At 48.1% G+C, this 11,830-nt stretch carries 12 protein-coding genes and 3 tRNA genes; 4 read left to right on the top strand and 11 right to left on the bottom strand.

What is annotated here, in order from left to right; genetic code table 11:
- Window positions 1-33 precede the first annotated feature (33 nt).
- Complete coding sequence (locus KBW69_RS07245) at window positions 34-1,614, top strand: peptide chain release factor 3 (protein WP_257280459.1); 1,581 nt, start codon at window positions 34-36, stop codon at window positions 1,612-1,614.
- Between the two features lie 93 nt (window positions 1,615-1,707).
- Here the strand turns inward: KBW69_RS07245 and KBW69_RS07240 are convergent, their stop codons facing one another.
- Window positions 1,708-2,226, bottom strand: coding sequence for a copper chaperone PCu(A)C (locus tag KBW69_RS07240; RefSeq protein WP_257275323.1), 519 nt, complete (start codon window positions 2,224-2,226; stop codon window positions 1,708-1,710).
- A gap of 3 nt (window positions 2,227-2,229) precedes the next feature.
- Window positions 2,230-2,697: a hypothetical protein gene (locus tag KBW69_RS07235; protein WP_257275322.1), complete on the bottom strand. Its 468-nt coding sequence runs from the start codon at window positions 2,695-2,697 to the stop codon at window positions 2,230-2,232.
- Window positions 2,698-2,724: 27 nt separating this feature from the next.
- Between KBW69_RS07235 and KBW69_RS07230 the strand changes: the two genes are divergently transcribed.
- Window positions 2,725-3,537 carry a TatD family hydrolase gene (locus KBW69_RS07230; protein WP_257275321.1) on the top strand — a complete coding sequence of 271 codons (813 nt, stop codon included), beginning with the start codon at window positions 2,725-2,727 and terminating at the stop codon, window positions 3,535-3,537.
- Here the strand turns inward: KBW69_RS07230 and KBW69_RS07225 are convergent.
- From KBW69_RS07225 to KBW69_RS07200, 6 genes are all read right to left on the bottom strand, one after another.
- Window positions 3,503-5,269, bottom strand: coding sequence for a P-loop NTPase fold protein (locus KBW69_RS07225; RefSeq protein WP_257275320.1), 1,767 nt, complete (start codon window positions 5,267-5,269; stop codon window positions 3,503-3,505). The two genes, KBW69_RS07230 and KBW69_RS07225, sit on opposite strands and share 35 nt — an antisense overlap.
- Before the next feature lie 217 nt (window positions 5,270-5,486).
- Entirely contained in the window at window positions 5,487-6,002 is a 516-nt protein-coding gene (gene def / locus KBW69_RS07220) for a peptide deformylase (protein WP_257280458.1), read from the bottom strand.
- A gap of 67 nt (window positions 6,003-6,069) precedes the next feature.
- Window positions 6,070-6,146, bottom strand: a tRNA-Pro gene (locus KBW69_RS07215).
- Between the two features lie 43 nt (window positions 6,147-6,189).
- Window positions 6,190-6,266, bottom strand: a tRNA-Pro gene (locus KBW69_RS07210).
- A gap of 40 nt (window positions 6,267-6,306) precedes the next feature.
- Window positions 6,307-6,383 (bottom strand) — tRNA-Pro (locus tag KBW69_RS07205).
- A gap of 324 nt (window positions 6,384-6,707) precedes the next feature.
- Window positions 6,708-8,069, bottom strand: coding sequence for a class II 3-deoxy-7-phosphoheptulonate synthase (locus KBW69_RS07200; protein WP_257275962.1), 1,362 nt, complete (start codon window positions 8,067-8,069; stop codon window positions 6,708-6,710).
- Window positions 8,070-8,440: 371 nt separating this feature from the next.
- Between KBW69_RS07200 and KBW69_RS07195 the strand changes: the two genes are divergently transcribed.
- Entirely contained in the window at window positions 8,441-8,674 is a 234-nt protein-coding gene (locus KBW69_RS07195) for a hypothetical protein (protein WP_257275964.1), read from the top strand.
- Window positions 8,675-8,770: 96 nt separating this feature from the next.
- On the opposite strand, the gene KBW69_RS07190 is transcribed toward KBW69_RS07195, so the two are convergent.
- From KBW69_RS07190 to KBW69_RS07180, 3 genes are all read right to left on the bottom strand, one after another.
- On the bottom strand, window positions 8,771-9,691 hold the full coding sequence (locus tag KBW69_RS07190; protein ID WP_257280457.1) for a M14 family metallocarboxypeptidase: 921 nt from the start codon (window positions 9,689-9,691) through the stop codon (window positions 8,771-8,773).
- Window positions 9,692-9,805: 114 nt separating this feature from the next.
- Window positions 9,806-10,648 (bottom strand): sulfurtransferase, encoded by an 843-nt coding sequence (locus KBW69_RS07185; protein ID WP_257280456.1) that lies wholly within the window; start codon window positions 10,646-10,648, stop codon window positions 9,806-9,808.
- Between the two features lie 413 nt (window positions 10,649-11,061).
- Window positions 11,062-11,373, bottom strand: a complete 312-nt coding sequence (locus KBW69_RS07180) for a hypothetical protein (protein WP_257280455.1) — start codon at window positions 11,371-11,373, stop codon at window positions 11,062-11,064.
- A 25-nt stretch (window positions 11,374-11,398) separates the two neighbouring features.
- On the opposite strand from KBW69_RS07180, the gene KBW69_RS07175 reads away from it, so the two are divergent.
- Window positions 11,399-11,704 carry a hypothetical protein gene (locus KBW69_RS07175; RefSeq protein WP_257275970.1) on the top strand — a complete coding sequence of 102 codons (306 nt, stop codon included), beginning with the start codon at window positions 11,399-11,401 and terminating at the stop codon, window positions 11,702-11,704.
- The last annotated feature ends 126 nt before the right edge of the window (window positions 11,705-11,830 follow it).

Here is an 11,830-nt window from a genome sequence, read left to right as displayed (position 1 = left end):
TTTTTTCAAGCTCTGAAATCAGGCAAAACATCAATGAGTGGATTATCCCCCGAAGTGGCAAAGCGTCGAACCTTTGCGATCATCAGTCACCCGGACGCTGGTAAAACCACCATCACGGAAAAGCTCCTGCTTCTGGGTGGTGCTATCCAGATGGCAGGTACTGTAAAAGGCCGCAAAACCGGTCGCATGGCCACTTCTGACTGGATGAAAATGGAGCAGGAGCGGGGGATCTCGATCACTACCTCGGTCATGCAGTTCCCTTATAAAGGTTGCACTGTCAACCTGCTAGACACTCCCGGACACGAAGACTTCTCAGAAGACACCTACCGCACCCTGACGGCTGTGGATAGCTGTCTGATGGTGATTGACGGCGCCAAGGGTGTCGAGGACCGTACTATTAAACTGATGGAAGTCTGTCGTCTGAGAGACACCCCTATCTTCACTTTCGTCAACAAGATGGACCGTGAAGTCCGGGACCAGATTGAAGTGTTGGACGAAGTGGAAAGCATCCTGAAAATCCAGTGCGCTCCCATCACTTGGCCGATCAGCATGGGCAAAAACTTCAAAGGGGTTTATAACCTTTACACCGACACCATTCACCTCTTCACACCGGGTCAGGGACACACAATACCCGACGACATTCGTATCAAGGGACTTGAGTCTGAAGAAGCTAAAGAGCTGCTGGGTGATATTCACGAAGACTTTGTGGATGAAGTGGAACTGGTACGTGGCGGCAGCCACGAGTTTGATCTGGAAGCCTATCATGCCGGCAAGATGACGCCTGTTTTCTTTGGCACTGCCCTGGCCAACTTTGGTGTCCGTGAAATGTTGGATGACTTTGCCAAGTGGGCTCCAGCCCCCCTGATCCGAGAAACAGACCAACGAACCGTGGAACCGGACGAAGCCAAATTCTCCGGCTTTGTCTTCAAGATCCAGGCCAATATGGACCCTAAACACCGTGACCGCATCGCCTTCCTGCGCATCTGCTCTGGCAAATACACCCGTAATATGAAAATGAAGCATGTACGGATCGGCAAAGATGTAAAAATTGCCGACGCTGTGACCTTCCTGGCCGGTGATCGCTCCCATGTGGAAGAAGCCATCTCTGGTGACATTATCGGCCTGCATAACCACGGTACCATCCAGATTGGCGATACTTTCAGTCAGGGTGAAGAGATCCGCTTTACCGGAATTCCACACTTTGCCCCCGAGCTTTTCAAACGCGTTCGCCTGAGAGATCCTCTGAAGCTCAAACAGCTTCAGAAAGGCTTGCAACAGCTTTCAGAAGAAGGCGCAACCCAGCTTTTCATGCCTCTGAACAATAACGACCTGATCCTGGGTGCGGTAGGTGTACTCCAGTTTGATGTCGTTATGCGTCGTCTCAAGGATGAATATAAAGTGGAAGCCATGTACGAACCGGTCAACGTCAATACTGCCCGCTGGGTGGATTGCGCAGACGAGCGCAAGCTGGAGGAGTTTAAGCGGAAGTGTGGCGACAACCTGGCTATTGATGGGGGTGGATACCTGACTTATCTGGCACCCACCCGTGTTAATCTCTCACTGGCAGAGGAACGCTACCCGGATATCACCTACCGAATGACCCGTGAGCACTAACCTCCCCTGTATCCTGCCACTTGGCTTTTAGAAGGTGTCGAAAAAGCGGAGTAGCAGGATCAACTTATCTGCATCGCCAGAATTGCACCAGCTTCAGTGATCCATGCTGCCGTGATCCATTGAGCCGTGATTCATCTCACCATGTTTCATGGCACTGTCATGGGCCGCATCTTTAGTTTGCTGACGAAGATCTTTTACCGGCACTTTGACATCTACAGCATCTCCGTCAGAGAAGTGCAGGGTGATATCAACCTCACCACCGGCTTCCATTGGTCTCTTCAACCCCATCAGCATGATATGATTGCCACCGCTTTTCAGAGATTCTGTCTTGCCTGCCGGAATATCAATATCTTCCAGCTCGAACATTTTCATCATATTCCCTTCATGCTTGTGGCCATGCAGCTCCACACGAGCCGCACTGGCACTGTCAGCAGAGACCAGCTTGATATCTTGTTTACCCTTATTGGTAATAGTCAGAAACGCCGCAGAGTTTTTGGAAACAGCCGGTACCGCTCTTGCGTACTGATCCTTTATCTCAACATCTGCTGCCTTAAGGGCCATAGATGTCATGGCGGGGAAAACAATTGCGAAAATAGCTGCCAAAGGCTTCATACTTTAACTCTCCAGTTCAAAAACAACCGTTGTCACTTCGGAACCTGACTCAATCACCAGTTTGGCCAACCAGACCATTTCCTTATCAACCGTGCAAAACGTCAGATTGCCCACACCACTGTAGACCGTAGACCCAAAAAAAGAGGGCTGCTTGTAGAGTGGAAAAGGAGCTAATCCCATTGACATGTCCCGACCAATAAACTCCATGGTAATCCTGTCTGCAGACAGACCTTTCAGACGAACTTCAACATCAAGGGGTTCCAGCTTTGGCAGGCTGGATGGCCTGATATTCAGCTCAATCTGACTGTCTCCTGTCGTCAGTCGACATCCTTCAGACACCAGACATTTCTTCTGATAGCTCTGTCGGGTCAGCCCTGTTTCAGATTCCAGCTTGAAGTAGCGGGGTAAAAAAACCAATGCTGCAATCAGCACCACCAAAACACCCAGCCCTGTGTACTGCTTTATTTTCATCGGGGTAACATAACAGACTGACGCTCTGTGACCAAATATGTGATCATTATGACCCCCATGCCGGAATTGTTCGACAGCCACTGCCATCTGGACTTTCCTGAGTTTGATCAGGATCGTAATAAAACCCTTGAACAATGCTGGCTCTCAGGTGTCCACTCAATCTGCATACCAGCAACGGAAGCCCGTTACTGGCCCAGAGTGCTGAAACAAGCTCATTCGGTGCCAGATTCTGTGCGACTTTATGCCGCACTTGGATTACACCCTTATTTTCTGAAAAGCCATAAACCTCATCACCTTGATGAACTGAAAGTATTCCTGACGCGTCATTCCGAAACCGTTTGTGCAGTGGGTGAGATAGGTCTGGACTACTCGCTGACTGACTCAAACCGTGACGAACAGCACTTCTATTTTGTCCGACAACTGGAACTTGCCGACCGTTTTAAACTGCCCGTCATTCTGCACTGCCGAAAAGCACACGATGAGATCCTCAAACAAATCAGACAAATCAAACTGGAGAGAGGTGGCATCGTACATGCCTTTTCTGGCAGTGAACAACAAGCCCGACAATATATAGAACTGGGATTCAAGCTGGGGTTTGGCGGCACAATCACGTACGAGAGGGCCAGAAAAACACGTCAGCTGGCCACCTCGTTGCCTCTGAGTAGTATAGTCCTGGAAACCGATGCGCCGGATATGCCGATGTCAGGCTATCAGGGCCAGAGGAACACTCCCGCCCGATTACCTGTTGTTCTGAAGCATCTCGCACAATTACGTTCCAGCTCTGTAAAAGAGATCGCGCGGGCTACTACTGAGAATGCATTATCAATCCTGGGAAAATAACCTCATTGGAATCCGTCTCCAGAGGTTCAGTTAGATTACCCCCGATCACCATGTCATCAACCTGGCGAACAGGACCGACCGCTGAGCTCAAGAGTGATGACAGCGACGAAGATGAACTGGAACTGGAAGAAGAATAGAAACCTGAATCATCGTCACTGCCTCCGCCATTGTGAACGCCAGCATTCGGATGAACCACCGGAACCACCCCAGCCATATCACCCGGCACACCCTGTCCGGGCGTAGCAAACATCCAGCGATTGACACCATCGTAGATCAATACCGGCTCACCTTCCGGAAGAGCAGCTAATTCACTAATGCTGCCATCCAGGTTAATGCTCCAAAGCTTAATCACACTTCCTAAACGGATCATAAGATACAAGGGCTTGTCGGGTGGATGACTCGATCCCATCAGGGCTGCCCATGTCATCAAAATCGTAGGAAGCCCACCCAAATTACCTTGTGACAGAAAATCAGCTTCGGCCTCAATATCTCCGGCAACCCAGCCTAGCAGTCTTCTCTGGGCATCAGTTAGTCTGTTATTCTTCCAGGCATTCCATAATTGTCTTAACAGGGCAATGACTCTGTCACGATTCAAGTAATACGGTCGCAGGACAGACTCCAGTGAAACAAATAAACACTCGTTACCATGTTCGACCTGATAAAGAGTTAACCCCAATGGTTCCAACAACGTCTTAATGTTTGAAAGAAACCTTTCATGCTCCATCGCCACCAGACTTCTTCCAGACATCAAAGGTTGAAAGTGATGACGCATACGAGCACTAAATACTTCCGAACTCAATGGGTTCTGTTGAAAAAGGCGAGCGAGGGCAAAACCCGAATTAAAATGATGAAGTTGCAACTGTCGAACCAGTTCTGGCAGCACTGAATCAACCGTCTCTTCCGTCAGCTCCGGGACTTCGTTAATTGCATGCCAATAAAAATGAACATCTGAAAGGTCGGCATTTCTTTCCCTCCAGGTTTTAAACTGTTCAAACAAAACCTGCAAAATGGCAAACAATTCTTGTTGAGTCCGATTGCCCAGAAGATAATTTCGCTTCCACATATTCCAGCTAATTAAATTATCATCACTATTAAGAAACAAGGCATGATCAATGGAAGCCCGAGCCCCCGGATCATTAACATGAGTGCCTTCGATAATAAGAATATCGCAGGTGATCTTCCGGGTTTCTTCCGGGCCCAACCGACCCTCCAGATGACGACAATAAGGGGTATACCGAAAAGAATCACCCCGGGCTATTGCTGCCAGACATCTGTCTCTCAAGTCCGCGCGATACTCTTTACCATCGTTGTTACCGGATGCACCATCGCCCAGATGACTGAACATTTCACGTCTGTCTGCGCGGGAGTGTAAAAAGGTATCAATCCCCAGCGTTTCAAGATTACAGGCCCTGCCTGCCAGATCCGGCTGTAATTGATGATAATTTGCAGCAGCAGCTCGAAGTTCTTGAGTAAATTCATCAAGAAAGGTGGATTTACCGGCTCCGGAAGGTCCATCCAGACCAATAGTAAAAGGTCTTGAAGAAGTACTTTCCCCTTCAAGATTACCCTGTCCAAGATTATAGAGATAATCAAGATAAGCATTAATTGCGAGTGCTTGAATAACCAGACTGTTTGATCCTTCAGCAGCAGCCCAGGGAATAGAAACAATAAAAACTATGAATAAAGAACGACGTCCCGTTCGAAGAAAATTCTTTATTTTTTTAATGAGCAAAACAACAACCTCAATCCAATAAATATGACCTTATCAAAAGTAGACTAAATCATTTCATTCTGCTGCCAGGAAGCTGACTTTATTTTACTCATAAAAAAACTCTGAAATAAACAAGGTTCCTTTCACTTTGAATACATTTCTATTTTACATCTTTTAAGCTATTTATTTAGCTACCCATAGGAGTCAGATAATTTCTGAATCAAGACTGCCTGAAACCTTATTTATTCCCCCTTTCATGCCGCTTTAGCGCCTTGCGTGCTCTCTGACGCACCATTTTTTGCTTCAGAGCCGAGAGTTTATCAATAAACAACACACCATCCAGATGATCAATTTCGTGCTGAAAAGCTTCTGCAAGGATACCCTCACCCTCAATCTCGAAAAATTGACCATAACGATCCTGAGCCCTGACTTTTACCCAGCCAGCCCGCTTAACCGCGGCCCAGCAACCCGGCAGTGACAGACAGCCCATCTCCATTTTCTGTTCACCTGACTTCTCAATAATCTCCGGGTTTGCAATGACCAGGGGCTGACTTTTATCAGATGAGACATCAATCACTGCCACTCTCATTCCCAAACCCACCTGGGTAGCAGCCAGTCCGGCACCATTGACGGCATACATAGTTTCGTACAGGTCATCCACGATTTTCTGAAAATCCGAACCAAAGTCAGTAACAGGAGTGGTGGGAGTTCTTAATGCAGGGTTGGATTCCGGAACCAGTTCTAAAATCGCCATGGGATTTCTTCTGTGTGTAGTTTGTTGGTTGTTACATAAAACTATAGACAGAAAAAAGCAGTGAAAATGGTCGGGGTAGAGAGATTCGAACTCCCGACATCCTGCTCCCAAAGCAGGCGCGCTACCAGACTGCGCTATACCCCGATGTGGTTTGACCAGAAACTGTAATGCTTCTGTCGTAAAAGATTGGTCGGGGTAGAGAGATTCGAACTCCCGACATCCTGCTCCCAAAGCAGGCGCGCTACCAGACTGCGCTATACCCCGTGTTCCGTCCAGAAACTGTGATAATTCTGTTGTAAGAGATTGGTCGGGGTAGAGAGATTCGAACTCCCGACATCCTGCTCCCAAAGCAGGCGCGCTACCAGACTGCGCTATACCCCGTCTTTTTTTCGCGACAGGCTCTTAAGACCCCGTCACGGAACGGCGGCTAATCTACCAAAATGATTCGCCTTTGACAAAAGTATTTGCCACAAAATTCAGCCGACTAAAAAAAGAACACCCTTCAACTTGCTCAAGAACGTCTTTTGTAGTGTAAGGTGTTTTTTCCGCTGATGGTTACTTTCTTAGCCAAGCCGGGAAGATTCCTGCTTAATGATAGCCATTGAAGAAGTCATTAACACCAACCCCTCCTTGCTGAGTTGGCGGCATTAACAACACCATTCACCGCTCCTCCCCGAAGGCCCCTGTCCGACTAAATCATCGTGATCAACTTTCTCGCAATTTACGACAGTCTTTTAAAGTATCGGAAATCATGAAAGCCAGTTCCAGCGCCTGATCGGCATTCAGTCTTGGATCACAGTGAGTATGATAGCGATTACCCAGAGAATCTTCAGTCACTGCACGGGAGCCACCAATGCACTCTGTAACCTTCTGACCGGTCATTTCAAAGTGAACACCGCCAGCATAGGTGCCTTCTGCCTGGTGAACCGCAAAGAACTGTTTCACTTCACGCAGAATTCGGCTGACCTCACGTGTCTTGTAACCGTTAGAAGCCTTGAATGTATTGCCGTGCATGGGATCACAGCTCCACAACACCTGGCGCCCTTCTCGCTCGACAGCTCGAATCAGCTCTGGCAGATGCTTTTCAACATTATCAGCACCCATACGCACAATCACATTCAGACGACCGGCTTCGTTATCCGGGTTGATCAGATCAATCAGGCGAATCAGATCTTCCGGAGGCATGGTTGGACCCGCTTTCAGACCAATTGGATTGCTGATACCCCGAACGAATTCAACGTGACCACCTTCAACCTGCCGAGTCCTGTCACCTACCCAGAGCATATGTGCCGAGCAGTCATACCAGTTGCCGGAGAGGCTGTCCTGACGGGTCATGGCCTGCTCATAAGGCAGCAACAGAGCCTCATGGGAGGTATAAAAATCAGTCTCACTGATCACTCTGGAATGCTCGGAAGAAATACCACAGGCCTTCATAAAATCAAGCGCTTCATCAATTCGATCGGCCAGATGACTGTATTGCTCAGACTGTGGGCTGCTGGCGACAAAATCCAGATTCCAGGCATGAACCTGTTCCAGGGATGCGAGCCCCCCCTGGGCAAAAGCCCTGAGCAGGTTCAGAGTCGATGATGCCTGATGATAGGCATCAAGCATTCTCTGAGGATCTGGAATCCTGGACTCGGCTGTGGCCTCCATACCATTAATGATGTCGCCGCGATAAATCGGCAGCTCAATACCCTCTATGACTTCGGTACCTGACGAGCGGGGCTTGGCAAACTGGCCAGCCATTCGGCCTACCTTGATGACTGGACAGCTGGCGCCAAATGTCAGCACAACAGCCATCTGCATCAAGACCTTGAAGGTATCCCGAATATTATCTGCCGAGAACTCCAGAAAGCTCTCAGCACAGTCACCACCTTGCAAGAGAAATGCTTTGCCCTGAGTAGCAGTTGCCAGCTTCTGGCGCAAAGCCCTTACCTCACCGGCAAAGACCAGTGGCGGCATGCGGTGCAACTGCTGTTCCACCTGTTGAAGGTGATCTTGATCGGGGTATACCGGCAGCTGGATGACAGGCATTTCTCTCCAGCTATCAACTTGCCATTGTTTCATTTACTCCTCTCAGGGCGTCGTATTGCCTCATGAACATAACGGGTCATTTTACATGAAAGTAATGGATAAAGCCTAACCTGAGACAACCGGGCAGCTTTTTTTGACTTTGAGTCTCTCAGTAAAAAGCCTTTACACACAATTGAAAAATTTGATATACAATGCACTGGAAATTTAGCCAAGCGCATTAACCAAGATGAATTCTATGCTATCCGTGACCAAAACCATGATGAAACGTGGCATTATTATGTGCTGCGGGGCCTGTCGTGGATAGCTGAAAAGCAGAGAACGCAGCCCCCGCACCAAGAGAAGGTCCGGGGGCTTTTTTTTTGCCCTTGCGGAATAAAGCATCACGGGAAAAGAAGGAGAATACAGTGAGCGTGCTTAAACTCAGACTGGTCACCACAGGTAGCCTGGACAATCTTGAAAAAGTACTGAATTCCAGTGCAGAAGACGGTCTGAAGATCAGCAATTTTTCTGCTGAACTGGTTCCAGAGAGAGGCCACTACGAAGTAAAAATGTCTGTCACAGGCTTTACCAGTCAGAATCAGGTCGTCAGTAAGCTGGCCATGGAAAAAGATATTCGCGAGCTGACTCCGCTGCGCTGATGATCCGGAATCCTGTCAGTTTATATTTTCCCGGAGCCAGTTTGCGGCAGATGTTTCCTGCAGTCATTGCGGACAGCAGGAAACGCCGGTTCACAATCAGAGTTGACCGATCACATACTTGAGACCGCCAACAACGGCTGTGACCTGAGCATCATTGCACTCTTCGTCTGTCACTTTTGGGCTATCCGGATAAACTTCCGTCGTCGTACCAAACTTACAGTCTGTCAAACCACCACACAGGCCCAGCTTTTTCATTGGATAGTGGATCACACCTTCCTGAGTCACCGGGGAACCAATAATATTGCCCTGAGCATCTGCGGGTGCTATGTGCGTCACCTGCCTGACAGAATCAATCACAGCCTTTTGGAATTCGGGAACAGGGTTTTCAGTATCGCCAACCGTATAGAAACCATCAGGTATTCCTCCTTCCAGATAGTCTTCACCATCCCGTGCTGCCAGAGCTGGACGAAATTCTGTTTCATCGGTATCTGTAGTTTCATGCAGATCGATGTGAATCAATACCTCCTGCTCCAAACCCGCCACCAGCTTCATCAAGTTGGCAGACTCTTCCGCCGGACTGTCTTTATAAAAGGAACGGTTAGGATCAATGGCGTTGGGATTCCAGCGATTGATGGTTTCATAACCCCATGGGCTGATACAAGGCGCCACCAGGATATTGAAGTGATCTACAAAATTCAGAGCCTCGGCTTCCAAAAACTTTAACGCACCGTGGACTCCGCTGGTTTCATATCCGTGGACTCCACCGGTCACCAGAGCAACGGGCTTGCTGGAGTCCCAGTTTCGGCTCTTGATGGCATAAAGGGGAAAACGTTCAACATCGTAGGACAGGGCACCATACTGCTCAACATCGTAGTGCTCTTTCAAAGCCATGATTTTGGGCACAACTTCCTTCTGGTATTCACGTTTAATAGTGGCTTGTTCATACCAGGTTTTACGCTCTTCCTCTCCCCACTTTTGACCAGGAGTACCAATCGGGAATCTATAACTGCTGCCCATTTCTCTGCCCTTAGCGCATTCAATGAAAAGTGCACAGTATACAGAGTTCAGTCATTAGTCGCTTGTGGCGGGAACATCCTGCCCCGGAGGCTTTCAACCGGATTGCACATAGCTTCAATTCAAACCAGTTGCTATGGGCCTGCTTTCATCGGTAATCCACTCACTCCATGAACCCGGATACAGTTTGGCACCCGACAAACCGGCGTATTCCATAGCGAGAAGGTTATGACAGGCAGTAACACCGGAGCCGCAGTAGAACACAGGGTCAAGCCCATCCACCATCAGATTACCCAACTGTTTTTGCAACTGCTCTGCAGAAAGAAAAGAACCTGAATCATCCATATTTGAAGTGAATGGATAACAGATAGCCCCGGGTATATGACCTGCTTTAGTGTCAAGAGGCTCTACCTCTCCGGCAAAACGCTCAGGAGCGCGGGCATCTATCAAACGAAAAGCCGGATTTTGCAATTGTTCCATAACTTCATTGGCAGAGACCGTCATGCTGTGATTAACGTTAGCCGTAAAGTCAGAGAGGGTAACGACAGGTGTTTCAGTCGTCACAGGATAGCAGCCAGCAGTCCAACTCTTGAAGCCACCATACAAAACCTGAACAGATTTCACACCAACCCAATGCAATTGCCACCACGCTCGGGCAGCCATAGTATAATCAGCCTCATCATAAACAACGACATGGGTTGTTTTGCTGATACCCAGATTTCTCAATAGTTCAACAAACACCTCGGGCTCCGGAAGAGGATGCCTGCTGCTTTTCCCGGGAACTACCGCTGCAGAAAGATCTTTCTCCAGATCAATGTATCGGGCACCAGGGATGTGCCCCTGACTGTAGAGAGTCTGCCCCAGCGTGGGATCAAAGAGACTAAAGCGGGCATCAAGGACAACAACTTCAGGGTCAGTGAGCAGGGTTTCCAGAATTTCGGGTTCTATGAAAGGTGACATCTTATAAATCCATCTGAACTCTCAGTAAGAGTCCAATAAGCCATAAGTCAGATACGCAGTCTATTCCAAAAACCTGAATTTAGCTTCGGAGTGAATCTGAGTTGTATTTTAACAAAAACATGACTGGAATCATCGGGCCATTATCCCGGAGAATGCTCAAACATTCTGATGAGAATACTTCATGGAGATTTTATAACTGATCACAACAAAGGCAAGGCTGGGCGAGAACCCTGAGATGAGATTCAGGGCAATTACCCGTTTATCCATGGTAGGTTCACATCCGTGTGAATTCGCTGTCCATGCACCTTCAATCTATCAACCCAATGGTGGACAGAATGCAGGAAAAAACCTTCAGGCTTTGTGAGATATTACCCATAAACTTGTAATCAACAAGCCTCAACTGAAATATCTCACTAATCCATTTCATCCAATTCGCTCTGGTCCACCACTTCGTCGTTAATCAGAACCTTCTCAGACAGAATATCACTGATATCCTCTGCTTCATCATCAATAATAATCCGTGTCACATCACCGCTCTGCAAAGGGAAGCCATCGTCTTCTTCAGGCGCCCTGATTTCTACCTCGGGTTCAACGGGAGTCTCAACAAGTATACTGTTAGTAACTTCCTGCTGGGGCTCAGCAACGGGTTGCATCAGGTAAAGCAATGCGGCAACAGCCAGAATACCAATACCAAATGCCAGGGCGATCAGATGCTCCTTTCTCATAGCTACTCCGTCAAAAGGTCCGTGTATGATCTCACAATCCGGACTATACACTATCAGACAACAGGACATTGGTCATGCTTCTGTGCCACGGGCTGACAGAATGCTCCGGCTAAAAGATTCTGATAACGACAAGGAGTCATCCCCAATCCTGTTTCAGTCCTGCCAAACTATGATCGCGACTTGCTTTTTCACTGACACCATACCACTATGGATGCAGACCTTTGCTCAATTTATAGCCACAAGAATGAGCCGGAAGTGCTCAATCAGCCACTACGATGGAGGTGGCATCTTTACCGAAGAGGAACCTTTTTCTTTTTCTGCAGTTGAATGAATTGAGCCTTACTGGAAACAGTGTCAAGCCGATAAATAATAACAATCAAAAGTAGCCATGAGTCGGATGTAACGCTCCCTATTCAAGGATGAGGCGCGAGACTCATGACCCTATAAATTATCGAGC

The organism is Endozoicomonas sp. ISHI1, assembly GCF_024606225.1.
GTDB lineage: Bacteria > Pseudomonadota > Gammaproteobacteria > Pseudomonadales > Endozoicomonadaceae > Endozoicomonas_A.
This window is presented reverse-complemented; position numbering and strand designations above follow the sequence as displayed.